22 protein-coding genes and 2 pseudogenes are annotated in these 25,051 nt (G+C 61.6%); 11 read left to right on the top strand and 13 right to left on the bottom strand.

The window, feature by feature from the left end:
• Positions 1-219 precede the first annotated feature (219 nt).
• From ACVWY3_RS14825 to ACVWY3_RS14815, 3 genes and pseudogenes are all read right to left on the bottom strand, one after another.
• Positions 220-1,386: an extracellular catalytic domain type 1 short-chain-length polyhydroxyalkanoate depolymerase gene (locus ACVWY3_RS14825; RefSeq protein ID WP_456839108.1), complete on the bottom strand. Its 1,167-nt coding sequence runs from the start codon at positions 1,384-1,386 to the stop codon at positions 220-222.
• A 4-nt stretch (positions 1,387-1,390) separates the two neighbouring features.
• Positions 1,391-1,810 (bottom strand): CopG family transcriptional regulator, encoded by a 420-nt coding sequence (locus tag ACVWY3_RS14820; protein WP_456843370.1) that lies wholly within the window; start codon positions 1,808-1,810, stop codon positions 1,391-1,393.
• Between the two features lie 808 nt (positions 1,811-2,618).
• Positions 2,619-2,912, bottom strand: a pseudogene (locus ACVWY3_RS14815) (septal ring lytic transglycosylase RlpA family protein); the annotation flags it as partial.
• A gap of 584 nt (positions 2,913-3,496) precedes the next feature.
• Here ACVWY3_RS14815 and ACVWY3_RS14810 point away from each other — a divergent pair.
• The gene (locus tag ACVWY3_RS14810) at positions 3,497-3,760 is read left to right on the top strand and encodes a P27 family phage terminase small subunit (RefSeq protein ID WP_456839107.1); all 264 of its coding nucleotides are present in this window, start codon (positions 3,497-3,499) and stop codon (positions 3,758-3,760) included.
• Positions 3,761-3,970: 210 nt separating this feature from the next.
• On the opposite strand, the gene ACVWY3_RS14805 is transcribed toward ACVWY3_RS14810, so the two are convergent.
• Positions 3,971-4,156 (bottom strand): hypothetical protein, encoded by a 186-nt coding sequence (locus ACVWY3_RS14805; RefSeq protein WP_456839106.1) that lies wholly within the window; start codon positions 4,154-4,156, stop codon positions 3,971-3,973.
• A gap of 931 nt (positions 4,157-5,087) precedes the next feature.
• The gene (locus ACVWY3_RS14800; protein ID WP_456839105.1) at positions 5,088-5,270 is read right to left on the bottom strand and encodes a hypothetical protein; all 183 of its coding nucleotides are present in this window, start codon (positions 5,268-5,270) and stop codon (positions 5,088-5,090) included.
• 829 nt (positions 5,271-6,099) lie between these two features.
• On the opposite strand from ACVWY3_RS14800, the pseudogene ACVWY3_RS14795 reads away from it, so the two are divergent.
• The 4 genes and pseudogenes from ACVWY3_RS14795 to tnpC all read left to right on the top strand — a co-directional run.
• Positions 6,100-6,210 (top strand): annotated as a pseudogene (locus ACVWY3_RS14795) (transposase domain-containing protein); the annotation flags it as partial.
• A 194-nt stretch (positions 6,211-6,404) separates the two neighbouring features.
• Positions 6,405-6,806: an IS66-like element accessory protein TnpA gene (gene tnpA, locus ACVWY3_RS14790; protein ID WP_129146458.1), complete on the top strand. Its 402-nt coding sequence runs from the start codon at positions 6,405-6,407 to the stop codon at positions 6,804-6,806.
• Positions 6,803-7,150: an IS66 family insertion sequence element accessory protein TnpB gene (gene tnpB, locus ACVWY3_RS14785; protein WP_027520144.1), complete on the top strand. Its 348-nt coding sequence runs from the start codon at positions 6,803-6,805 to the stop codon at positions 7,148-7,150. The genes tnpA and tnpB overlap by 4 nt, the downstream gene beginning before the upstream one ends.
• A 93-nt stretch (positions 7,151-7,243) precedes the next feature.
• The gene (tnpC, locus tag ACVWY3_RS14780; RefSeq protein ID WP_456843261.1) at positions 7,244-8,842 is read left to right on the top strand and encodes an IS66 family transposase; all 1,599 of its coding nucleotides are present in this window, start codon (positions 7,244-7,246) and stop codon (positions 8,840-8,842) included.
• Between the two features lie 10 nt (positions 8,843-8,852).
• On the opposite strand, the gene ACVWY3_RS14775 is transcribed toward tnpC, so the two are convergent.
• Entirely contained in the window at positions 8,853-9,122 is a 270-nt protein-coding gene (locus ACVWY3_RS14775) for a KTSC domain-containing protein (protein WP_456836900.1), read from the bottom strand.
• A 106-nt stretch (positions 9,123-9,228) separates the two neighbouring features.
• Positions 9,229-10,326 (bottom strand): tyrosine-type recombinase/integrase, encoded by a 1,098-nt coding sequence (locus tag ACVWY3_RS14770; RefSeq protein ID WP_456839104.1) that lies wholly within the window; start codon positions 10,324-10,326, stop codon positions 9,229-9,231.
• A gap of 148 nt (positions 10,327-10,474) precedes the next feature.
• On the opposite strand from ACVWY3_RS14770, the gene dusA reads away from it, so the two are divergent.
• Positions 10,475-11,470, top strand: a complete 996-nt coding sequence (dusA, locus tag ACVWY3_RS14765; protein WP_456839103.1) for a tRNA dihydrouridine(20/20a) synthase DusA — start codon at positions 10,475-10,477, stop codon at positions 11,468-11,470.
• A gap of 6 nt (positions 11,471-11,476) precedes the next feature.
• Here dusA and ACVWY3_RS14760 read toward each other — a convergent pair whose 3' ends face one another.
• The 5 genes from ACVWY3_RS14760 to ACVWY3_RS14740 all read right to left on the bottom strand — a co-directional run bounded on the left by ACVWY3_RS14760 (position 11,477) and on the right by ACVWY3_RS14740 (position 16,275).
• The gene (locus ACVWY3_RS14760; protein ID WP_456839102.1) at positions 11,477-12,031 is read right to left on the bottom strand and encodes a TIGR02281 family clan AA aspartic protease; all 555 of its coding nucleotides are present in this window, start codon (positions 12,029-12,031) and stop codon (positions 11,477-11,479) included.
• A 28-nt stretch (positions 12,032-12,059) separates the two neighbouring features.
• The gene (locus ACVWY3_RS14755) at positions 12,060-12,263 is read right to left on the bottom strand and encodes a DUF1289 domain-containing protein (RefSeq protein WP_456839101.1); all 204 of its coding nucleotides are present in this window, start codon (positions 12,261-12,263) and stop codon (positions 12,060-12,062) included.
• A 44-nt stretch (positions 12,264-12,307) separates the two neighbouring features.
• Positions 12,308-13,903 (bottom strand): sensor histidine kinase, encoded by a 1,596-nt coding sequence (locus tag ACVWY3_RS14750; RefSeq protein ID WP_456839100.1) that lies wholly within the window; start codon positions 13,901-13,903, stop codon positions 12,308-12,310.
• 139 nt (positions 13,904-14,042) lie between these two features.
• Positions 14,043-15,320: a sodium:proton antiporter NhaD gene (gene nhaD, locus ACVWY3_RS14745; RefSeq protein WP_456839099.1), complete on the bottom strand. Its 1,278-nt coding sequence runs from the start codon at positions 15,318-15,320 to the stop codon at positions 14,043-14,045.
• A gap of 22 nt (positions 15,321-15,342) precedes the next feature.
• Positions 15,343-16,275 (bottom strand): NAD(P)-dependent oxidoreductase, encoded by a 933-nt coding sequence (locus ACVWY3_RS14740; RefSeq protein WP_456843369.1) that lies wholly within the window; start codon positions 16,273-16,275, stop codon positions 15,343-15,345.
• A 140-nt stretch (positions 16,276-16,415) separates the two neighbouring features.
• On the opposite strand from ACVWY3_RS14740, the gene ACVWY3_RS14735 reads away from it, so the two are divergent.
• The 5 genes from ACVWY3_RS14735 (at position 16,416) to ACVWY3_RS14715 (ending at position 21,267) form a co-directional block, all read left to right on the top strand.
• Entirely contained in the window at positions 16,416-16,853 is a 438-nt protein-coding gene (locus ACVWY3_RS14735; RefSeq protein WP_456839098.1) for a VOC family protein, read from the top strand.
• Between the two features lie 53 nt (positions 16,854-16,906).
• Entirely contained in the window at positions 16,907-18,046 is a 1,140-nt protein-coding gene (locus ACVWY3_RS14730; RefSeq protein ID WP_456839097.1) for an Mrp/NBP35 family ATP-binding protein, read from the top strand.
• Between the two features lie 204 nt (positions 18,047-18,250).
• Entirely contained in the window at positions 18,251-19,342 is a 1,092-nt protein-coding gene (locus tag ACVWY3_RS14725) for a TRAP transporter substrate-binding protein (RefSeq protein WP_456839096.1), read from the top strand.
• A gap of 359 nt (positions 19,343-19,701) precedes the next feature.
• Positions 19,702-20,061: a YunG family protein gene (locus ACVWY3_RS14720; RefSeq protein ID WP_456839095.1), complete on the top strand. Its 360-nt coding sequence runs from the start codon at positions 19,702-19,704 to the stop codon at positions 20,059-20,061.
• A gap of 117 nt (positions 20,062-20,178) precedes the next feature.
• Positions 20,179-21,267, top strand: coding sequence for a TRAP transporter substrate-binding protein (locus tag ACVWY3_RS14715; protein WP_456839094.1), 1,089 nt, complete (start codon positions 20,179-20,181; stop codon positions 21,265-21,267).
• Between the two features lie 381 nt (positions 21,268-21,648).
• Here the strand turns inward: ACVWY3_RS14715 and ACVWY3_RS14710 are convergent, their stop codons facing one another.
• Entirely contained in the window at positions 21,649-25,041 is a 3,393-nt protein-coding gene (locus tag ACVWY3_RS14710; protein ID WP_456839093.1) for an adenylate/guanylate cyclase domain-containing protein, read from the bottom strand.
• Positions 25,042-25,051 lie beyond the last annotated feature (10 nt).

Here is a 25,051-nt window from a genome sequence, read left to right as displayed (position 1 = left end):
TGAGGATGCCGTCCGAGCCAGATGAAGCGCGCCGGCTACCGCCAGGCTGAGAACGAGAGATTTTGCTTGGCCGGGCCAGACAGGATGATGTTGCTTCTCACCTTCACTGAATGGCTTAGGTCGACGGGGCCTGCGCGAGAGCATCCTCGCTTAAGCATGCGCGCCCGCGGTGCTTCCATTGCAGGAACTGACCGTCTTGTTTTTCGATGAAAACCGCTCTCAGTAAGGATCCGCCGACAGCGAATGCTCGAGGAAAAAACGCAGCATTTCTCTCGTTGCATCCGGTCCGTCCGGATCGGTGAACGAGCCGGCCGGGCTGCCGCCCGACCATGCGTGCCCGGCTCCATGAATCTCCCAGTGCTCGAGGATTGCGCGCCCGCCGGTGTCGATATGCACGGTGCGGGTGTAGGCATGCCCTCCGGGTACTCGCCCGCGATGCACCTTCACCTTCGTCCTCGTCTCGCCGATGGATTGCCGGACGATTCGACCGCTGTTGTTCGAATGCACGGTCGTGTCGCGATCGCCGTGGAAGACGATCGTCGGAATAGGCGGGCTCTCGCTCGGCTTTGCGTCTGGTCCGCCGCCTTGCTTCATGGCGATCAGCGCGGAGGGAAGGTCGGTGGCGGCCCCGCAGGCCAGTCCGGAATGTATGCCGATCGCCGCGTACAGATCGCCGTAAGTCGATCCCATGATGGCGGCGGCCGCGGCCCCGGCTGATAGCCCCGCGACGTAGACGTGTTGTGCGTCGACGGATTGGTCGCGCATGATCTGGCGCGTGATGCCAGCGATGAGCGATGGTTCGCCTCCAGCGCGTTGCTGGTCGCCCGGACGAAACCAATTCCAGCATTTCGCCTGGTTCGCTTCGGTCCGCTGCTCGGGGTAGGCCACGAAGCAGGTCTGTTCCTCGGCAATGAAGTTCATCCGCGTCCCGGCGGCAAAATCCTCCGCCGATTGCGTGCAGCCATGGAGCATGATCACCAGCGGAATGGCCTGGCCATGATAGCCACTAGGAATGAAGAGCCGGTACGCGCGGCTCCCGGCGGCGTTGCGATAGCTGCCTTCGACGAACCGCGCGCCACCCGGCACGATGTCCGCCTTGGACGGGGCCCGCCTCAGCGATCGTCCGATTCCCAGCCCGGCGAGATTCTTGGCGAGACGCACCGGTGGATTAACGCTGCGCACGGGTGTCCTCGTCTCTGCGGCAGCTGCTTTGGCCTCGATGGTCGGCGGCTCCCGATCTGTGCGCGCGAAGCCGTGTGTGGTGGGTGCCGTGACGTCCGGCGCGTTCTCACCCCGAAGCATGCGTTGGAGCAGCACGGTGGCCTCAACGAGCCGCCCCGACCGCGTCAGGCGTGTGGCTTCGCGAACCGTGTCCAGTTTCAGCATGGCCTTACCTCGTTCTGTCGGCGAGAGCGGATTTAACGGCTGGACTCGCGTGCAGAGCTCCCAGCACGGAAACCGAGGCAATGGTCGCGCGCGCAAGCTCGGGCGTGACGTCTTGGGCGATGCTAGCAAGTCCCAGAACGTTGATGTGCAGCATCTCGCCCGCCCGCCGCGCCGCCTCAAGGTCCTCGCGGCTGTAGTTGCGCAGACCCAGGTCCAAGCTCTTTCGGGCCGTGGACTGCTTGACCACATCGGCGTGCCGTTCGAGCTGGTTGCGGATTGCGGTCCGGATGAAATCGGTCCGGTTCGAGTAGAATCCTTCCTGCACCATCAAGTCGACCTGACCGAGATCGACGAAGCCAAGATTGATCGTAATTTTTTCCGAGTCGGAGGGCTTAGCTCGGATTTCGCGGACGTTGCTGGCCATCATTTCCCCATCTGTGCTCCATCCATTTGGATGGTATATGGAGTGGAAAGGCCCGACGTTCAAGGGCCCCGAGCAGCCCAGGCGCAGGAGCCAGGCGTGTTGATCCTATCGAGCTGAGTTCCAGGGGACCCCAAATCCCTCTCGGCGCAGAGGCAAATCTCGTAAGAGGCACGCTAGATAACGAGGCGAGGGCCCGCGGAGGGAACGGGGCGACTGCCGGGGCTTGAGGGTCCTGCTTAGACCTCCGTCGCAATGCAGGCAGCGCTTTTCGCCCGGATTGCCATCGAGGAAAGTTGCAGCCTTGGCCAGCCACAACAGCACCTTGCGGACGGGCTCCACGGGAAGGTGGTTCTGAACCGAGTCGTCCTTCAAACAAGATTGAAGCGCAACGCGGCCTTTCAAGCTGAGCACCGCTTGAGCTTTGCGGCACCGCAACGTTCAATCACCGTATTGCCTTCCCGCGCATGAGCCTTTCCGGTCTTTGCACGTGCGCTCCGCTATGAAGCGCATGACGAATTCGACCGCCGAGCACGGCTGGAAATCGTATTACCGGTCTAACTGTTGTCGGGCGACATCGAAAAATGACCCCCATTTTTCGATGTCGCCCGACATCAGCATAGGTACAGCAGGTTTCAGCAATCCACTGCTGACCCCCGCTGTTGGGGGTTCAGCGGTACAGCATGTCGAAAATTAGGTTGCCGCAAATAGGGGTGCTGCGCTAGGGCGGTGGTCTTGGCCCTAGGACGCGCTGGCAGCGGGGCCGTACAGCGGCTTCGGTGCTTGGCTGTCCTGCAGGGCCACGCCCTCTCTACAACACCTCGGCACGAACCTGCGCCACCCCACGATCAGTAATCCCCAAGCTGTGCGCGGCGGCCAAGGATAGGTCTAGAATGCGGCCTCGGATCCATGGCCCGCGGTCATTAACGGTGACAATGACGCTTCGGTTGCCGTGAGTGACGCGTAACTTGGTGCCGAACGGCAGGTTGCGATGGGCGGCCGTTAGCAGATTCCGATTGAATGACGAACCACTCGCTGTCCTGCCTTTGGCATACGAATAGTAGGAAGCCTTTCCGGAAAAGACCCGATTGAAAGATTGGGCCGGATGATCGTTCGAGGGCTCTTGCGCTGGTTGCGCTTGCTGTGTGGTCGGAGGTTGCGATTGCGGGTCATCCTTCTTTGTCTGATCAAGTCCGTCAGGAGCTGGCTCCGCGTGAGCCTTTGGGATGATGGACCATCTGTCATCAAAAGACTGCGCCACAGCAGGGCTCGCATGACTCGCTATCCAAGCCGGCATTGTTGCAATCGCGATCATTCTGCAAAGAAGTCGCATGATCGGCCTCGCACAAATGACACTGATGGACAATGCAAACTCATTGGCTCGCGTTCCTGCGCACGCACTCACGTGCAGAACAAAGGTGAATACATACCGACGCTTTGGACGCGATGTTCCGATGATGCTTAGGAGCGACGCAGCAACGGCTATTTCGCTGCGGCGCATCACACCAAAATGAGGGAGGGGGCTTAGATCTTTACGAGACGAAGGGCTCAACCGGCCCACGGGAAAATGCGCACGTGGGGGTCCCGCGTTGAATCAAGATTTCTGAGAAGAAAGGAATTTAGTGACGAAATCGAATACTACGGCACCGAAACATCTATGCAAAGGGTCCGGCGAACTTTAAGCGTGTGATGCGCGACTACGACTTAGACGAACATCATGTCATCTTGCTTACGAAGGCTTGCGAAGCTCTCGACCGTGTTGAAGAGGCGAGAGCGGCTATCAAGACCCACGGCCTGACTTATACCGATCGTTTTGGAACGCCGCGTGCGAGGCCGGAAGTCGCGATTGAGCGGGATAACTGGCTAGCTGTGGCCCGCCTCTTCCGTGAATTGGGTCTCGACCTTGCTGGTGATGGAAAGACCGCGCCGCCCTCATTGCCGGCCAGTCGATAATGCCAGTACGTAAACGTAATCTATCGCGCCGCACTGCTCTCAGCGCAAACGCGCAAGCGTGGCTTCGCGGCGATGCGTCATGTGGGTTCCTCCGCTTCAAACCTCAAGATGAATTGGCGGCTGTATGGGCGGAGTATGGAGACCACGAAAACGTGTTTTGGCAGAGCCGGTATTGTTTGCCGGCCCCGCGCGTACCGGGATAGCGCTGCTCTATTGAGCCAGCTCCATCATTGGTTTCCCTTTATCGACGATATGCACCGTCACCATCTGTAGGCTCTTGTCTCCAGCGATTTTGAACCCAGCATGCGGTACGTCACGAATGTTGATCGTGGCGGCTCCCGTAGGGAAGTGTATCTCCTTGCCATCGGGAAGTAAGAGCGTAGCACCGTCGAGCACGTAGACTGCTTCTTCGCCATGGTGAGTGTGCTTTGGTAGGTTGTTTCCGGTGGCACGTCAACGAGCTGATTATGATTTCCATGTTGGTGCCCGTCAGGTCAGCGCGCTTCAACTCCTGACGATTGGGCGGAAAAAGTAAGAGCGAAGCAAAGAACGGCTACCAGTCGAAGCATGGTCCATCCTCTAAATGTGGGCGCGTCTTCCAGCGCCCTGTGAAAGCGGCTGTCGAATAGCAACCTTCGCGGGAGTCAAGCCTGGCTTGCTGGCCGGACGTCTGAATAGGCAGTGAGACTGCTCGCACTGCATCGAGCGCGCTGCGTTCGCGGTCAGTTCGGCCCAGTCTTTTCCATAAACGGGCAAATCCTTCCGCGAACGTTAGAGCGGACTAAGACTCTAAACGGGGATTCTTGGAATCAATCGATCGAGAGCTTTCGCTTACTTTTCTTTCCGCCCGCTAACTTCTCGACGAGCAGGATAAGCGCGCGGCGCGTACTGCGGCTGTGAAGCCTTTTGAACGCAATAACCAAACGGATCGTCTCCCGCTCTTCAACACTACTAGGCAACGCACACCAACCGACACAGATGAAACAGTGTGAAGAATGTAAGCTCATCCGCAAACAGGCAACAAAACGTCCTAATTAACGTAAAGACGCGGCGCGGCTATCGGAATATCGGCGCGCCGGCTCAAAACCGCGTCCATAGGCGTATCAGGTGCCCCACCAAATTTAGAACCAACAACGCAATTTCCACCATCTTACGAACTACTTCGAGCCAGTGCATTCGAGGCCTCTGATCACTCTGCTGGATGCCTCGCTACACCGGCTCGGTAACCCGAGTGTCTCAAGCCGAAATATTTTGCTTTCGTTCGCGGTCGGTTCTGCCCGGAAACTTCTTTCGAAAAATAGAAAACCTTCCGCGAACGTTAGAACGCCTAGCGGACATGCCCAAGCGGCATGCCAAGCGTCATCGCCTTTTGACGAAGTGATGCTTCCGAACGCTTCATAGACTTGGCGATCTTAGCAACCGGCGTCTTCGCTTTGGAATGGGCGCGCAACTCTTTCACGTCCGATGCTGTGTATTCGCGCCGGACTCTCTTCTTCGCTTTTTTGGCCATAACGACTCCATTTCTATTCCCCGCTTCTAAGCAGAGGATGTGGGCCGCGCAATGGCGACATATCAATTTGCAGAAAGATAATATGCACGGCGATCTTGTAAGCGGAGGCCGAAGCCGCCTTACGCGCTGACAGAAAATCGAAATTGAACGAGCTTCGTTCCTTCGGAGGACGCGAGTTCGGAAGAGTAGCGGCGTGCAAGCTGCCGGTCTTTGCGATGATGATAGGTCAATTCTCGCGCGGCAGCTTCGCTATTGCCCTGCGCAAATTGATTTCAATGCACCTAGCGCAAATCCATTCGCCTTCCCCGGCTGGCGGATCAAGAATCACCAACTCGTTCGGCGGGTACTCTTCTTCGCAATGAGCGCAGCGGATGTCTTCTGGCATGAGAGTGTAGCCAAGTTCGGTACAACCGAAAACAAGAGTCGCCTAAACGGCGGGCATGTCGAGCGGTCCTCATTGGCATACTACACCCCATTGGCCCCGCGGTCTCTCCCGGCTGCCGGCCGCTGCCTACATCGGCGCGACGCCTCAGGAATTCGACCGGATGGTGAAGGCCGGGACCATGCCCCGGGCGGCTGAGATCGGTGGGGTGAATCGTTTTGTCCGGCTGGCGATAGACGTTTATCTAGACGCCATCTTCGATCCAAGGAGGTCAATTGATCGTGCCGGAAGGGGCGGTCGGCCCATCAAAGGGCGGAACTTGCGAAGGCGCTCGTTAGCGCCTGCGTCGAACAGTTGGGACGTATCCCCCCGGCGGCGGCCGCCTTGCGTAGTTTGAGCTGTGGCCCAAGGTGACGTGGCGAATGCAGGTCAATGTGTCGGGCGCCGAGCGTCCTCGCCACCGCCAAGCTCAATGACATCGACCCGCCGGCTTGGCTTGCCGACGTGCTGGCGCGCCTACCGGATCACTCTGCCAAACGCATTGACGAACTGCTGCCGGGAATTGGCAGCCTCAACGCCTCGCTCACGCCGCTCAAGTGCGATCAGCCTTCTGCCAACGGCCTAGCCAGGGCGCCTTCGCCGGATGCGTACGCCGGATGCGTACGGAGTAAGCCCCCGGTGGAGGCCGCCTTCCCGGATTGCGCTTGAGGGTGAGATGGTTTGCTCATTAATTCGCAAGCAAATGAGCAAACGTGACGACGGTTACGGTTCTGTCCGGTCCTGAGCGGCGACGGCGATGGACGAGTGCCGAGAAGCTTCGGATCGTGGAGGAGAGTCTGGCGCCTGGGGCCAGTGTTGTCGAGGTTGCTCGGCGACATGACGTTCACCGCAATCTGGTTACGGCTTGGCGGCGGCAGGCGCGGACCGGCGTCCTCGCTTGCGGGCCCGAGCCGATGCAGCGGCAGGATGGCGAAGTCCGTTTTGCGGCAGTCTCCATTGCGCCAGACCGGCAATCGTTGACGGCGCCCTCCGGAAGCTGCGGTGCGATCGAGATTGAGTTCGCGGCCGGGGCTCGGATGCGGATCACGGGCGCGGTTGACGCGGCGACGCTGAGCGCAGTCGTGGCGGCGCTGACTGATGGACGGCCACGATGATTCCATTGCCTGCCGGCGTGCGGGTATGGCTCGCGACCGGCCATACCGACATGCGGAAGGGCTTTCCATCGCTGGCGTTGCAGGTTCAGGAGATCCTTCATCGCGACCCGCTGGGCGGCCACCTGTTTTGCTTCCGCGGTCGCCGCGGCAACCTTTTGAAGGTGATCTGGCATGACGGCCAGGGCGCCTGTCTGTTCACAAAGCGCCTGGAGCGGGGGCGCTTCATCTGGCCGAGCCCGGCGGAGGGTGTGGTGACGATCTCGTCGGCGCAGCTTGGTTATCTCTTGTCCGGGATCGACTGGCGGCACCCACAAGAGACGTGGCGGCCGACATCGGTCGGATGAGGCTTTGAACTTGCGGATCGTGGTGGATGTGATTCCATCATCCTCGTGACCACATCTGAATCGCTCCCCACCGATCTTGCCGCCGCGCATGCGATGATCCTGGCGGAGCGCGCCGCGCGGCTGGAAGCGGAGGCGGTTGCGGCGAACGCAAAAGCGGAAGCGGCCAATGCGAAGGCGGCCGAGGCACTGATCAGTTACCTCAAGCTCGAGATCGAGAAGCTGCGTCGCCAGATTTACGGCAGCCGCTCGGAGCGCAAGGCACGGCTTCTGGAGCAGATGGAGCTTGAGCTCGAAGAGCTGGAAGCAACCGCAACCGAAGACGAGCTGGCAGCCGAGAGGGCGGCAGCCAAGGCGCAGACGGTACAATCCTTCCAGCGCAAGCGGCCGTCGCGCAAACCGTTCCCCGACCATTTGCCGCGCGAGCGTGTCGTAGTCGCCACACCGCAGAGCTGCCCTTGCTGCGGCTCATCGAAGCTATCAAAGCTGGGCGAAGATATCACCGAGACGCTGGAGGTCATTCCCCGGCAGTGGAAGGTGATCCAGACGGTGCGCGAAAAGTTCTCATGCCGGGACTGCGAGACGATCACCCAGCCGCCAGCCCCCTTCCACGTGACGCCGCGCGGCTTTGCCGGGCCGAACCTGCTGGCCATGATCCTGTTCGAGAAGTTCGGCCAGCATCAGCCCTTGAACCGGCAGAGCGAGCGCTACGCCCGGGAGGGCATCGATCTGAGCCTGTCGACATTGGCCGATCAGGTCGGCGCCTGTGCGGCGGCCCTGCAGCCGCTTTATCGGCTGATCGAGCGTCACGTCCTCTCCGCCGAGCGGCTGCATGGCGATGACACCACGGTGCCGATCCTGGCCAAGGGCCAGACGGTCAAGGGACATATCTGGACCTACGTTCGCGATGATCGACCGTTTGGCGGGCGGGCGCCGCCGGGTGCGCTCTACTACGCCTCGCGCGACCGACGGCAGGAGCATCCCACACGGCATCTCCAAAGCTTCTCCGGTATCCTGCAGGCCGACGCCTATAGCGGCTACAACGAGCTGTATGACGCCTCCCGCGCGCAGGGACCGATCACGTCCGCACTCTGTTGGGCCCACGCCCGGCGGCAGTTCTTCGAGCTGGCGGACATCGCGGCCAACGCGAGGCGCGACAGGAATGCCGCAGCGATCTCGCCGATTGCCCTGGAGGCGGTCAAGCGCATCGATGCGCTGTTCGATATTGAGCGCGGCATCAACGGCCAAAGCGCCGAACAGCGTCTGCGCATGCGCAAGGAGCAAAGCGCTCCGCCTTTGACGGCATTGGAAGCATGGCTGCGCGAGCAGCGCGCCCGGCTGTCGAACTCGTCTGCAGTTGCCAAGCCAATCGACTACATGCTGCGCCGCTGGGACCGGTTTGCTCGCTTCATCGATGACGGGCGGATCTGCCTGACAAACAATGCGGCGGAGCGCGCGCTGCGCGGCTTTGCCCTGGGCCGCAAGTCCTGGCTGTTTGCCGGCTCGGAACGCGGCGCTGACCGCGCCGCCATCATGGCGACGCTGATCATGACGGCAAAGCTCAACGACATCGATCCGCAAGCCTGGCTCGCCGATGTGCTCGCTCGCATCAACGATCACAACGTTCAACGTCTCGATCAACTGCTGCCCTGGAACTGGAAAGCTGCGCTCACCGCATCGCCGCAGCTGATCTGATCATCGCCGATCAGTTAACCCGCGTGTACCGATAGTACGGCTTGATCGACCAATTGACGAACCGTCCCTTGGACTCCGCTGCAAGGAGGTTCTTGAACACCTTCGCCGGGACAGCCTGGTAATCGTAGGTCGAACCGCGGATATAACGTATGCGCAACATCCGCCGCTTCAGGTCATACCCTGCAGCCTCAATGCTCGACGATTGCACCCGACGCAGCCGCATGGCCTTCACACCTCGCCGCATCCAGCCAATATGGCGATCCGGCCAAGCCTCGTCCATCCGTCAGCTGGTTCCCGCTCGCCTCAGCCGCGGTCTTCACCGGACGGGCACCGTACGGACGATCCCTTGCAGTTACATATTCAGCGAGCAGGTTCAAGGTCGCGCTCTAGCTGGCGACCAGGGTGGCTAGGAATTGCTCCATTGATGGCTGTGCAGCTTTCTGCATCTTGTGCAAATCTTCGGGTCTGAGATTTGTATATCGCCGCAACATTCGCCAGTCTTTGTGGCCTGTCACCATGGCAACCTGCTGTATCGAAAAGCCCGCTTCGAAGAGTCTACTTGTTCCTTCATGGCGCAAATCGTGAAAGCATAGGTCATCTATATCGATGGCGTTGCATGACCTACGGAAGGCAGCTCCTACGGACTTCGAGTGGTAAGGAAAAACGCGTCCGAGGCCGCGTGTGAGAATCCGCTGCTCGAGCATAATCTGCCAGGCATCGTACCCAGTCGAATTGAGTAGAGGAACCACTTGGTGGCTCCCGTCTTTGCGTCGAGGATCTTTGCGGTCGCGAATAGTGACCGTTCGCTTCGACATGTCGACATCAGACCACTCGATGCGGCAGATCTCAGCTTGGCGCATCGCTGTCGCCACAGCAAAGCGAACAATTCTACCAAGAGGTAGATACTGTTGGGCGTTAGATTCGGTGTATCCGATCAGTCGATCGAGTTCGTCTTGACTGGGGCGCCGATCTCGTTCGTTTGACTTTCCGACCAGATCCAGGTGCTTTAGGGCAGCTCTGGCCAGCTGTACGTTCTCGACTGAAACGTTGATGCCGTGGACTGCGGCAGCGTGGAGTAGGATCGTTCGGATGAATGAGAAATCGATCGCAAGGGTGGCCGGTCCAGCGCCTTGAGCAGCTCGCTTTCGTCCGAACTCAATCAATCTCTCCCTGCTCAGCTCTTTGAGGTTTGTTCGTCCAAGCGAGATCTTGAGGGCCTTGAGCACCATCGACTTGGATCGTCGTACAGGCTTGCCGACCTGGGCAAGATCGTCGAGATGCAGGGTGATCAAATCGGAAAAAATGCGAGGCTGCTCAAAAGGCCGGGAACGCCGAATTGGGGTGCCGCGATCGATAGAGCGCTCGACATCAAGCGCCCATTCTTCAGCATCGCGCCGTCGCACGAACGTGTTTGCGACGTACTCGTTTTTCCTCCTGACCTGAACGCGCCAGCTTCCCGATTTGAGCTTCGTAAACGTCGGCATTGCGTGTGCACTCCACCCCGATTTCGTGTGCGCTTCGTGTGCACCGGGAGATCAAATGCGGTACAAACGTGTGCAATTTTGGCTAGTTTGGAGTGCACACGTGTGCACTTGTTCCTGTTCTAGTCCGTTGAAATGATAGGGTAAGTAATTGGAATATCAAGGCTATCGCTTTTCCGTGGCACCCATGATGGATTGGACCGACCGGCACTGCCGGGTGTTCCACCGTCAGCTGACCCGGCGCGCGCTGCTCTATACGGAGATGCTGACCACCGGCGCCGTCCTTCATGGTGATCGAGAGCGGCTGCTCCGGTTCGACGCGTGCGAGCATCCCGTGGCGCTGCAGCTTGGCGGGTCGGATCCGCGCGAGCTCGCGCTCGCTGCGCGGATCGGCGAAGATTTAGGCTATGACGAGATCAATCTTAACGTTGGCTGTCCGTCCGACCGCGTGAAGGACGGCCGCTTCGGCGCCTGCCTGATGGCGGAGCCGGAGCTGGTGGCGCAATGCGTCGAGGCCATGAAGCACGCGGTTGGCGTGCCCGTCACCGTGAAGTGCCGCATCGGCATCGACGAGCAGGATCCGGAAGTCGCGCTCGACACGCTTGCGCGCGCGGTAGTCGCCGCCGGCTGCAACGCGCTGATCGTGCACGCCCGTAAGGCCTGGCTCAACGGCCTGTCGCCGAAGGAGAACCGTGACATCCCGCCGCTCGACTATGATCGCGTCTATCGCCTCAAGCGCGCGATGCCCGATGTGCCCATCATCATCAATGGCGGCGTCCCTGGCCTCGATGAGGCGAAGGCACATCTCGATCACGTTGATGGCGTGATGCTCGGCCGTGCCGCCTATCAGGAGCCGTGGCGGCTGCTCAGCGTCGATCAGGAGATCTTCGGCGAGGCGGCGCCGCATGCGACCATGCAGGAGGCGTTCGAGGCGATGATGCCCTATATCGAGGCGCAGCTCGCGCGCGGCACGCGGCTGCACGCCATCACGCGGCATTTCGTCGGCGCATTCCACGCCGTGCCAGGTGCGCGCGCTTTTCGTCGCCATCTTGCCGAGCAGGGTGTCAAGCCGGGCGCCGGCGTCGAGGTGTTGCGTGATGCGATCGCGCGTGTCGGGGCGCGTGCGCCGACAGAGGCGGCGGCGTAAGTCTGCCTAATCCACCGCCGTCCGCGAGCGCCGATGGCTGCTCTGCAGCTCCGGATAGCCGGTCAGCATCAGCGTGTCGGCGCGGACGCCCCAACTCTCCAGGCGGTCAAGGAAACTCATGCCGAGCAGGTTGGTCTTCATCTGTCCGCGCTGCACGACGAGGGCCGGCACCGATTTTTCGACGAGATGGCCGACGGCGAGGCGGTCGAGGGTGAGCCGGGCCGCCTTGGTGTGGCCGCCGGCGGTTTCGAGATCGACGTCATATTCGAGCATCTCGAGCGGCAGTCCGATCGCTTTTGCGGTTTCCCAGGTCAGCACAACGGAGGTCGCGCCGGTGTCGATCACCATTGGAGCGGCGACGCCGTTGATCTTCGCGCGCAGCGCGAATTCGCCGCCCTGGCCGCGCTGGATGTGCACGGCGGGCGGTGGGGCGGCAGTCTGCGCCCGGAAAATATGCGAGACCTTGTTGCTGGCGCGCGCGATCTGACCGGGATCGCCATAGGCGACGACGGCACCGGCCGTGCCTGCGAGCATGATGAGAACCAGCAGGAAGCGGATCATCGGGTGCCTCCGACGGCGCGCGCGGCGGTCAGGCGCGTTTCGGCGATCCAGCGATCGGCGTCAGTCCTGCGTCCGTCATGCGCGCCGGCAGCAGCGCCATGACCGCGAGGCGTTCCGCGCTCTCCATGGCGTGCCAGCGTGCGATCTCCGGCAGGGTGCGGCCGCAGCCGAAGCACAGCTTGGTCCTGGGGTCGATCATGCAGACGGCGACGCACGGCGTTTCTTTGCTCATTCGGACATAGTGGGGGATGGTCGGGCATTTCTGCAAGCATCTCGTTAAGAGCCCGTGCCTGCGCTCATGATCGGCTTGTGGCGCGGCCGGCGCTTCTCGTCGCCAAGCGCGGAACTCTCCGGCTGGAGCGGCGGGGCGTCATCCGACATCGGTGCCAGCGCGCTCATCACCCGCTCCGGCGGGAAGGTGACGATCACCTCGGTGCCGATGCGCAGCTTCGATTTCAGCGTGAACGTGCCGCCGTGCAGGTCGATCAGGTTCTTGGCGATCGGCAGGCCGAGCCCGGCGCCCTGTTCGGCCGACTTGATCGAGTTGGAGCCCTGGCCGAACGAGGCGAGCACGACCGGAATCTCGTTCTCGGGAATGCCGGAGCCGGAATCCTTCACCGAGAGATATTGTCCGCCAGAGGCCGTCCAGCCGGCCTTGAGCCAGATCTCGCCGCCTTGCGGGGTGAACTTGATCGAGTTGGAGAGCAGATTGAGCACGACCTGGCGGACCGCGCGTTCGTCGGCCCACAGCCGCGGCATCGCCTGCTCGAACACTTCATGGATCGTGATGCCGCGGCTGGACGCGCGCAACTTCATCAGATGATGGCAGTCGGCGACGATGCCGACCAGCGACACCGCTTCCTCGTTCAGTTCGTAGCGGCCCGCCTCGATCCGCGACAGATCGAGGATCTCGTTGATCAGGTTGAGCAGGTGCACGCCGGAATTATGAATGTCGGCGGAATATTCCTTGTACACGCCGACTGCATGGGCGCCGAAAATCTCGCTCTTCATCACCTCGGAGAAGCCGAGGATCGCGTTCAGTGGCGTGCGCAGCTCGTGGCTCATCTGCGCAAGAAAGCGCGATTTGGCGACATTGGCGGATTCGGCGCGGTGACGCGCCTCGTCCGAGATTGCTTTCGCCTGTTCCAGCTCGCCGATCAGCGCATCCTTCTCGGCGCGCGCCTCGAGGGTTGCGAAGGTGGAGGAGTGCAGACGGTGCGCCAGCAGCACGAAATAGCCTTCGGCCGCGAGCGCGAGCGCCGCCAGGATGTAATTGTCCAGCGAGCCGGTGATCACGAAGCTCAGCGCCATCGCGACCGCGACCGGCGCGGTGGCGGCAAGGGCTGCGATCGGCAAATTGGCGGCAAGCATGCTCGATACTGCGATCACCAGCAGCATCAGGAACATCATCAGCGTTTCCGTGACCATGTCGAGCACGGGATGGATCAGGATAGCCATCCAGCACAGGCCATAGAGCAGGTCGAGCAGGACGAAGCGCGTCCGCCAGGCGCGCGTTGAGGTCGGTGAGGCGGGCTCCGCCAGGAAGCGCCGGCAGCTGCGGATCATCGCCGCGTGAATGCAGATCATGCCGCAGGTCCAGGCCGCGGCCGGGATCGGCTGCATCCAAAACCCGAACAGAACGCCAGTGGCAACCACCAGCAGCATCACGACGTAAGAGGCGGACAGCCGGGTCTGCGCATACTGGCGCAACATCTCGGCGTCGAAGGCCGGCCGGGTTCCGCTGGTCGACGTTAACTTGTCGCGCGCCTCGCGCACCCGCTGCGCCGCGGCCCTTCGGCTGCTCGCCGACGGAGCGCTGACCGGCTCGGCCGGAAGCTGAACTACCTCTGGCTTTTCAGCGGGGTTACTCATCGAAACAACAACGATTCCTGGCCCGCGCGAGGCGGGCCTTCTGCATTGTCTATCTCTGGCAAGAAATCCTTAAGAGCTGACTTAAGGAGCTAAAGAATTACGTTAACCGCGCGTTAATTTTCAGCTCGCGCGCTGCCGTTCAATGCAGCGCAGCATGCTGTGCGACATAGACGACGGCGCCCGCCAGATAGCCCGCGAGCGCGGGGCCCGCGATGCGGCGGGCGTACCAGAGGAACTCGATCCGCTCGAGCCCCATGGCGGCGACGCCTGCGGCCGAGCCGATGATCAGGATCGAGCCGCCGGTGCCGGCGCAATAGGCGATGAACTCCCAGATGAAGCTGTCCGGCGGGTAGTGACCGAGGTCGTACATGCCCATGGTCGCGGCGACCAGCGGGACGTTGTCGATCACCGCGCTGAGCAGGCCGAGCACGACGACGATGATGTCCTGGCGGCCGATCGTCGCCTCCAGCCATCGCGCCAGGATCGTGAGCAGGCCCGCATGTTCGAGGCAGGCGACCGCGAGCAGGATACCAACGAAGAACACGATCGACCCCATGTCGATCCGCGTCAAGGCGTGCGCCAGCGTGAGCGGATGGCGGACATGCTCGTCCTTGCTGCGGTGGACGATTTCGCCGACCAACCAGACGATGCCGAGCCCGAGCAGCACGCCCATGAAGGGCGGCAGATGCGTGACCGCCTTGAAGGCGGGCACGGCGATCAGCGTGCCGAGCCCGAGATAGAACATCAGGTTGCGCTCGAATACCTCGATGACCTGCAAGCCGTCCTCCTTCGGCGGCGCTGCGATGGTCTTCCCCCTCACCAGGAAGCTGAGGAAGACGAGCGGGACGAGCAGATTGACCAGCGAGGGCAGGAACACTGCGCCCATGATGTTCAGCGGCGTGATCTGTCCGCCGATCCACAGCATGGTCGTGGTGACGTCGCCGATCACGGTCCATGCGCCGCCGGCGTTCGCGGCGATGACGATGAGGGAGGCGAACAGCAGCCGGTCGTCGCGCTTGGCGATCAGCCGCTGGATCAGCGAGACCATCACGATGGTGGTGGTCAGATTGTCCAGGATCGCGCTGAGCACGAAGGCCACGAAACCGACCAGCCACATCAGCCGGACCTGGCTCGTCGTGCTGATGCGGGAGGTGATGACCTCGAAGCCGTCATGGGCGTCGATGACCTCGACGATGGTCATCGCGCCGATGAGGAAGAACACGATCTGCGCGGTCGAGGCGACGGACTCGTTGAGCGCATGGTTGACCAGGGCATGGTCGCCCGTGGTGGTCGCGTAGACGGTCCAGAGCAATGCCGCGCCGATCAGCGCGCTGGCACTCTTGTTGATTCCGAGCGGATGCTCGAGCGCGATCGCCGCATAGGCGACAATGAAGATGACGGCGATCGCGGTCAGCAAGGTGGGGATGGTCCCTCAGACGTCAGCGTTGCAGGCGCGCAAGCAGGCTCGACGTATCCCAGCGCTTGCCGCCCATCTTCTCGACCTCGGAGTAGAACTGGTCGACCAGCGCGGTCACCGGCAGGTTGGCGCCGTTGCGACGGGCTTCGGCCAGCGAGATCGAGAGGTCCTTGCGCATCCATTCGACCGCGAAGCCGAAATCGTATTTGCCGTCATTCATGGTCTTGTAGCGGTTTTCCATCTGCCAGGACTGCGCCGCGCCCTTGGAGATGGTCTCGATCACCGCGGCGACGTCGAGGCCGCTCTTCTTGGCGAAGTGGATGCCCTCGGAAAGGCCCTGCACGAGGCCGGCGATGCAGATCTGGTTGACCATCTTGGTCAGCTGGCCGCTTCCGGCGGGCCCGAGCAGCTTGCACATCCGCGCATAGGCGCCCGTGATGATCGGCTCGGCGCCGGCATAGGCATCCTGCGCACCGCCGCACATCACCGTCAGCACGCCGTTCTCGGCGCCGGCCTGGCCGCCGGAGACGGGCGCGTCGACGAACTTGAAGCCGGCCTTGGTCGCCGCCGCGTCCAGTTCGCGGGCGACCTCGGCGGAGGCGGTGGTGTGGTCGACGAAGGTCGCGCCTTTCTTCATGCCGGCGAAGGCGCCATCGGGCCCGATGGCGACCGCGCGCAGGTCATTGTCGTTGCCGACGCAGCACATCACGAAATCCTGTCCCTCGGCCGCAGCCTTGGGAGTCGGTGCGGCCTTGCCGCCGAACTTGTCCGCCCACTCCTTCGCCTTGGCCGCGGTGCGGTTGTAGACGGTGACCTCATGGCCCCCTTTTTTCACGAGGTGTCCGGCCATGGGGAAGCCCATCACGCCGAGACCGAGGAAAGCGACTTTAGCCATGTGTGTGTCCGTAGCTTGAGTTTTACGGTTGCAGCCGGGCGAGGGGCGCCGGCCGAGGATCCTAAGGTTCCACATGAAGGGGAACGGGCGCACCATAAACCCTTGAGGCGGGAGGGCAACGGCTTCGTTTGACGCCCCCCTGTGCTAGGATGGCTGATCTGGGATCTTCAACAAGGACTTCAAAAAAAGGGAGCAGAGGGATGGGCGGCGTGAGCGTTGGCGTGCTCGATCATTTCAACATCCGGACCCGGCATCTGGCCGAGACCGTCCGCTTCTACGAGGACGTGCTGGGCCTGGAAAAAGGCCCACGGCCCGATTTCTCCTTTCCCGGCGCTTGGATGTACAGCGAGGGCAAGGCGGTGGTGCACCTCGTCGATATTTCTCCGACCGCCGAGCCACAAAAGCCGGATTCCGGCGTTGTCCACCACGTCGCCTTCGTCAGCCGCGGGTTCGACGGCATGAAGCAGCGGCTGGCCTCCAAAGGCATGAAATTCGACTCCCGCCAGGTGCCCGGCGGCGAGCTCTGGCAGATCTTCGTCCACGACCCCAACGGGGTCATGATCGAGCTCAATTACGAGGCCGCCAGCGAGCAGGGGGCCGCGCCCGCCGAGATGGCTGACGATATCGGCAGGCAGTAGCCTTTTGGGCGTTTCCGCTCTAATGGGGCATCCTGAACTTTAGGAGATGCGCTTTGAGCGTGACGCAGCAACAGGTTCTCGACAGCCTCGCCAAGATCAAGTCGCCGCGCGGGGTCGCGCTCACCAATGCCAATGTGTTGAGCGCGATCAGCGCCTCGGACGGCAAGGTGTTCTTCTCGATCAATGTCGATGCCGCCGAGGCGCGGGCCTGGGAGTCCATCCGGGCTGAGGCCGAGGCCGCCGTGCGCGCTATCCCCGGCGTCACCACCGTCATGGTGGCGCTGACTGCCGAGCGCAAGCCGGGCTCCGCGCCGCCACCCCCGCAGCCGAGCCGCGGCACGCCGGGCGTGCAGCCGGCCCATGCCCACAAGCCGCCGTCGCAGGGCGGCGCTCAATCGCCGATGGCGCGGCAGTCCGAAATTCCGGGCGTTGCCGCGGTGATCGCGGTCGCCTCCGGCAAGGGCGGCGTCGGCAAGTCGACCACCGCGCTCAACCTTGCGCTCGGCCTGCGCGATCTCGGCCTCAAGGTCGGGCTGCTCGACGCCGACATTTACGGCCCCTCGGTGCCGCGCCTCACCGGCCTGCGCGACAAGCCGGAGCTGAACAGCGAGCGCAAGATGATTCCGCTCCGCCGCTTCGGCCTCGCCATCATGTCGATCGGCTTCCTCGTGGAGGAAGAGACCGCCATGATTTGGCGCGGGCCGATGGTGATGTCGGCGGTGACGCAGATGCTGCGCGACGTCGCATGGGGCCAGCTCGACGTGCTGGTCGTCGACATGCCGCCGGGCACCGGCGATGCCCAGCTCACGCTGGCGCAGAACGTGCCGCTGAAGGGCGCCGTGATCGTCTCGACCCCGCAGGACCTGTCCCTGATCGACGCAAGGCGGGGACTTGCGATGTTCAAGAAGGTCAACGTCCCCGTGCTCGGCATCGTCGAGAACATGAGCTATTTCCAGTGCCCGCATTGCGGCACGAAATCCGACATCTTCGGCCATGGCGGCGCCCGTCACGAGGCCGAGAAGCTCGGGGTACCGTTCCTGGGCGAGATCCCGCTGCACATGGCGATTCGCACCACCTCGGACGCCGGCAACCCCGTAGTCGACAGCGAACCGGACGGGCCCCATGCGGCGATCTACCGCGCCATTGCGGGGCAGGTCCGGGACCAGCTCAAGGGCGTGATCGCCGCAGCCTGAGGCTGCGAGGCCGATCCGCTGGGGACATGCGACTTTCGTAGAGTCCCGTCATGCCATTGTCGCGTTCCGAAAGCGCCCCGTCCGTGTTAAACGCCCACGGCAGTCAAGCCCCTTCGGTTCGACGCGGCCTGAACGCGTCGCCGGAATGAGCGGCGGCACAAAGAGACGTTAAGGGGAAACGCCCCAGCAAGGAGAGACCTGAAGATGAAGCGTCGTGATTTCCTGAAAGTGTCGGCAGCAGGCGCGGCGGCGACCGCCGCGGTGGCCTCGCCGGCGATCGCGCAATCCTCGCCCGAGATCAAGTGGCGCATGACTTCGAGCTTCCCGAAGTCGCTCGATACCATCTATGGCGGCGGTGAGCAGGTGGCGAAGTACGTCGCCGAAATGACCGACAACAAATTCCAGATCCAGGTGTTCGCTGCCGGTGAAATCGTGCCCGGCCTGCAGGCGCTCGACGCGACCTCGAACGGCACGGTCGAGATGTGCCACACCGTCTCCTACTACTATGTCGGCAAGGACCCGACCTGGGCGATCTACGCCTCCGTGCCGTTCGGCCTCAATGCGCGCCAGCAGAACTCCTGGTGGTACCAAGGCGGCGGCGAGCAGCTTGGCAACGAGTTCTTCAAGAAGTCGAACGTGATCGGCCAACCCTGCGGCAACACCGGCACCCAGATGGGTGGCTGGTTCCGCAAGGAGATCAAGACCGTTGCGGACCTCTCCGGCCTCAAGATGCGCATCGGCGGCATCGCCGGCCAGGTGCTCCAGAAGGTCGGCGTGGTGCCGCAGCAGCTCGCTGGCGGCGACATCTATCCGGCGCTGGAGAAGGGCACCATCGACGCAGCCGAATGGGTCGGTCCCTACGATGACGAGAAGCTCGGCTTCGCCAAGGTCGCCAAGTACTACTACTATCCGGGCTTCTGGGAAGGCGGTCCGACCGTCCACGCCTTCACCAACCTCGACAAGTGGAATTCGCTGCCGAAGAGCTACCAGGCGATCCTCACCAACGCGATGGCCAATGCCAACAGCTGGATGGCCGCGCGCTACGACATGCAGAACCCGGCGGCGCTGAAGCGTCTGGTCGCCGGCGGCACCCAGCTTCGCCCGTTCACCAACGAGGTCCTGGAAGCCTGCCTCAAGGCGACCAACGAGCTGTGGGCGGAGATTTCGGCCAAGAACCCCGATTTCAAGAAATCGATCGACGCCATGCAGGCCTACCGGTCCGACGAATATCTGTGGTGGCAGGTCGCCGAATACACCTATGACAGCTTCATGATCCGCTCGCGCACCCGCGGCTGATCGTTCGAGCACGTCGCAATCGGAAAGCCCGGCCTCCAACGAGGCCGGGCTTTTTCTTGCTCGGGCGGGTGCCAAAAAAATATCGAAAACAACCCCATGCACAGTAGAACGAGGTGAGGGCGGGCTTGCGCGTCGCTGCTGCCAGCGGCTTGAGGGGACGAGGCAATTCAGCGGCATATCGCGATCACTGAGCCGCCGGTACCGACGCGCCGATTTTTGCGACCGTGACCGCCATGACGGCGAATGGCGTTGGGGCTCACCCGACCAGCGAGGCGGTTTGACACGTCGGGCAAAACAGTGGCATAAAGCGATAATCGTATAATCCGAAATCGATCCGCCGCCGATCCCGGGGAGGGACGATGGACTTCGATCCCGATGAGGTTCAGCGCGCGCTGCGCAAGGCATGGTCGCTTTCGACGGCCAGCCAATGGACGGCGGACAATCCGGCGGCAGGCCAATGCAACGTCACCTCGCTGCTGATCCACGAGCTCTTCGGCGGTGACCTGCTGAAGACGCCGCTGCCGGCCGGCGACCATTTCTACAATCGGATCGAAGGCAAGAGGTACGACTTCACGGCGAGCCAGTTCGATGCGCCGATCGCTTACATGGACGTTCCGGCGGATCGTGCCGACGCGGAGTTGGGAGCAACCGGCGAGCAACTCGCCGAACTCAGGGCCGCTTTTCAGGAGCACCGTCCGAGCCCGACGCGGCAAGGCTGAGAACCTTTTTCTTTGCCGCATTGCGATCGCGATGGCATTTCGTCAGCCGTTACGCCATGCTGGCCCTCAAGCCTCGCCAAGAAGGCCCACAATCACAATCCATCAGGGCAGGAAATCATGAAGAGAAGAGACTTCATCAAGGTCACAGGACTTGGTGCGGCCGGTGCCGCCACGCTCGCTGCGCCCGCGATCGCGCAGTCGATGCCGGAAATCAAATGGCGCATGCCGACGAGCTGGCCGAAATCACTCGACACGCTGTTCGGTGGCGCCGAGATGATGTGCAAGATGGTCGCGGAGGCCACCGACAACAAATTCCAGATCCAGATCTTCGCGGCCGGTGAGATCGTGCCGGGCCTCCAGGTGCTCGACGCCGTGCAGAACGCCACCTGCGAGATCGGCCACACCGCGTCCTACTATTATTTCGGCAAGGACCCGACCTTCACCTTCGGCTCGGCAGTGCCGTTCGGTCCCAACATGCGTATCAACCAGGCCTGGTATATGCAGGGCGGCGGGCGCGAGGTGCTCAACGAGTTCTACAAGAGCTACAACGTCATCTCGCTGCTCGCGGGCAACACCGGCTGCCAGATGGGCGGCTGGTTCAGGAAAGAGGTCAACACGCCCGAAGACCTCAGGGGCATGAAATTCCGCATCGGCGGCTTCACCGGCCGCGTGCTCCAGAAGCTCGGCGTGGTGCCGCAGCAGCTCGCCGGCGGCGACATCTATCCGGCGCTGGAGAAGGGCACGATCGACGCGGCCGAATGGGTCGGCCCCTATGACGACGAGAAGCTCGGCTTCTACAAGATCGCGCCGCATTACTACTATCCCGGCTGGTGGGAGGGCGGGCCGATGCTGATGGCCTTCGTCAACCTCGACAAGTGGAACGCGCTGCCGAAATATTACCAGAGCGTACTGGAGCAGGCCGGCCATTACGCCAACAACTACATGATGGCGCGCTACGACACCGCCAATCCGCTGGCGCTGAGGAAGCTGCTCGCCAGCGGCACCAAGCTGCACGCCTTCTCGCCGCCGATCATGGACGCCTGCTACAAGGCGGCCAAGGAGCTGCATGCCGAGGTCGGCGCGACCAACCCCAACTTCAAGAAGGTGCACGACTCCCTCGCAAAATTCTCCAGCGACGGCTACGCCTGGTTCCAGGTCGCTGAGGTCGGCTACGATATCTTCATGGCGCGTCGCTCGCAGAGCTGAGCGTCACCGCCTGTCGCATGCAGCGCCCCGGAGCGAAGGCTTCGGGGCGTTGTTGTCGCAGCGTTTGGAAGGTGTCCCACTAAATGAAAACGTGAAAAACAACCCATACGCCGTAGACGAGGGGTGAGGGCGGGATGCCCGGTGGATTCCGCCAACGGTCTGACACGTCTGGGCAAATCAGCAGAATGACGCGATCCTCGGCGCAGCCGAGGGCCCGGCGCCGCATTTTGAAGCCAGGGTGCATCAGAAGGCGAAAGCGGCCCATCTTGCGAGCTACCTTCTGCAGCTAAGGGCCGCAAGCTGGGTGCAGCAAACTCCTAACGACATTGTTTTGCCCGCGGATGCAAATAGATGTGGCGGCCGTGATCGCGACGCGTGGGATCAGCCCAGGGCAGCTTGAACGTCGCGCGCCCGTCTGAGGTCAGCCGTTTCGGCGCCTTCCTCGAACCAATGGAGTATTGGTTCTAGCAGAGCACGCGCCTCTTCGGCCCTCCCTTGCGTCCGCCATAGTTCTGCAAGGCTTGTTACGGCGCGCAGCTCCAGGGACTTGGCGCTTTGACCACGCGCCACCTCGATAGATTTCTTGAGATGAAGTTCAGCCTCTCCTGTCTTCGACGGCTCGCATACCAGAAGAAGTTGCGCGTTTTGGCGATGCAGCTCCGATTCCCATGACCTGCCCGTCAGGTCACTCATATCGGCCAGGGTTCCTTCGACAATCGATAGCGCGCTTTGGATTTCGCCGGCCTTGGCGTGCAGGTCCGCCTGCCAGCTGAGCATCATCGGAAGCATGAAGCCGACGCCATTCCGTCGCGCTTCGCCGAGTCCCAACGCCATGTCTTCCTGGGCCTCTCCGAGTCGGCCTAGTTCGCCGGCGGCTCGGCCTCGCGAAATTCTCGACAAGATTGCGTATAGCGAAAACCGCTGCTCCTGCGACATTTGAAAGCTTTTTCCGGCGCTTTCGAAGGCTTGGCCGGCCTCGCCGCGCAGGAGGTGCACAACAGACGTCATATAATGCGCGAACGCCACGGTGTAGGGGTGGCCAAGGTCTTGCCCCAAAGCCAGCGCTTCCGAAACGCGGGAAAGAGATTGGTCCGGATAACCCAGAAACCACAAGTCCCAGGACAGGAGCAGAAGTGAAGCCGCTTGGGGTTCCACCATGTAAAGATTGGAGAGAGGTTGTTTTCCTTTGCCAACCGAGAGCTTGATCGACTCCATGAAATGGTCCGCAGACGATCGGAAGTCCCCCATCGTCAATTGCGTACTGCCCATCACTCTATGAGCCACCATCAGCGGCACGGGCTGGGATAATGCTCGAGACCGTGAAAGGAACTCACCAGCCAAGCGGAGCGCATCGTCATTCTTTCCGCCCATCCAGCAGTGCCCCCACAACCCAAATAAGGCCTGGAAATACTCAGGGATATCGCCCAGTTGCAGGCATAAGGCATGGGCTCGCGAAAACGCTTCGCGGGTTTCCGCGGAGGCATACCCCTGAACGGCGATCAGCGGGATTCCCAATGCCAATTGAACGTCGATCTCTTGCTTGTTCCGCTGAGGTGTTTCGGGCAAAGCGTCCAGAAGCTGGAGGGCCTTTCGAAAGCTGGCAATCGCTTCGACGTTGGCGGAATGCGCGAGCGCGCGCTGCCCGGACTCAAACCAGCAACGAATGGCCGATTGGTGATCGCCCGCTTCCTGATAGTGATAGGCCAGAACCTGGGGCTGATTTTCGGCGAGCTCCGAAGAACCATGCTGCAAAACTGCCGCGATGTCGGCGTGTATCTGCTGCCGCTTGCTGCGAAGCAAGGAGTCATAGATTGCGTCACACAACAGCGCGTGCTTGAAGGCAAAACGAAGCCGAGGCGAAATTCCGACTCGATAGATGATGTCGGCCTGTTCGAGCAACGAGAGCGCCGACAACATGTCGTCATCGCCCATTCGCGATGCAGCCGACAAGAGATCATAGGAGAACTCGCGCCCGATCACGGCCGCAATCTGTACAAGCCTGCGACTCGGTGCAACACGGTCCAGCCGCTCCATCAATGCATCGCTCAGCGTGTCCGGGACCCTGAGCGATGCCAGCTGCGGTGCGCGCTCGATGCCTCGGGTTTGCAAAGGCGCGCTCATCATGCTGCTCGTCAGTTCTTCCACGAAAAGCGGCACGCCATCGGCCTTTTCGATGATCCGGTCGAGCACCGGTTCTGGCATGCTCCTTCCCTTCAAGATATCCCGGATCATCGCCTTGACTTCGGTGAGCGACAATCGAGTGAGCGAGTGCATGGTGGCGTTCGCACGCGTCATCCACGTGGGACGGAACTCGGGTCGGCATGACACGATCAGCAGCACGCGGGCGCGATCGATGCCGCTAATGATCGATTCAACCAGCTCAAGGCTCGATGGATCCAGCCAGTGCGCATCCTCGAAGATGCAGAGCGTGGGGCGCTGGACAGAATACGCCAGGATCATGTCGACAAGCGTGCTTATCGTCCTGTTCTTTATTTGCTGCGGCGTAAGACCGGATAGCTCCTGATTATTCTCCAAAGGGATTGATAGCAGCTTGGCAACGAGCAAGACTGCTTCTTTGGAATTGCTGATCGATCGCGGAAGGTAGGTTGTCAGCTTGGCAAGCTTATCTGTCTCGGCATCGCGAGCCCCTAATTGGGCTGCTTGCTCGATCTGACCGATCACCGGATAGAATGCGCTTTGACTATGATAAGGTGAGGACTGGTGGTGCAGCAAAACATGTGGCTCATGCTGAACATGCGAGATCAATTCGTGGAGGAGCCTTGATTTACCGACCCCGGGAATACCCGAGAGCAATATGACCTGCCCCTCGCCTTCGTTGACCTTCCGCCATCTATCGAGCAGCAAGCTCAGTTCGGTCGAACGTCCAATAAGCGGGGTAAGAGAGCCGGTATGCGCAGCCTCGAACCGGCTGGCGGAATGTTTCGCCGAGAGCACGCGATACACGTGAAGCGGTTCACTCAGGCCTTTGAGTTCATGGAGCCCGACGTCCTGGAAATCAAACGCTCCCCATACAAGACGCCTCGTCGATTCCGAGATGAGTACCGTATTGGCAGCGGCAAGGGTCTGTAGACGTGCGGCGATATTGGGTGTCTCCCCCACTGCGTCCATCGACCACGTACCACTATCTCCAATCTCACCGACTATGACCGGGCCCGAGCAGACACCGACGCGGCAATTCAGGGTGACTGGCCCTGATATCTTCGTAATTCCGAACACAATTTCCAGACTGGCGTGAACCGCGCGAACGGCGTCATCCTCGTGTGCGTAAGGCCAGCCGAAAAATGCCATCACTCCATCGCCGAAATAGCGGGCGACCTCGCCTCCATAGCGGGCAATTGCGGCGCTGCACTCTACCCGATACGCGTCAATGAGCTTTTGGAGATCTTCAGGATCCAGCTTTTCCGATAGCTGCGTGGAGCCGACCAGGTCACAGAACATCACTGTGATCTGGCGAAATTCAGCTTCGCGATGTTTGTCAGGAGGATGTTTTTCAGGAGAGGGTGATACCGCGGCAGCGCTTGCAACCGCCGTCGGCGTGCCGATAGGCTGGCGCGCGGCCGTCAATGCCTTGACGGCCGTTAGCAGCTTCTTGCGGTGACCCAGAGACGATACTCCGAGCTTTTCGAGATCATTCTCCGTCAGATCCGGCAGGACCGAGAAATCGATATGGTTTTCGGCGAAGATTTTGGCGTACTGGCCTAGACCATGTCCAGCCAGCCACTCGGCCAATTCAGTGGTTGTTGTCCTCGTCATCGCAGAGGTC

This window comes from Bradyrhizobium sp. USDA 4486, assembly GCF_054057995.1.
Note: the sequence above shows the minus strand (reverse complement) of the source record. Positions and strands in the feature narration are given on the sequence as shown.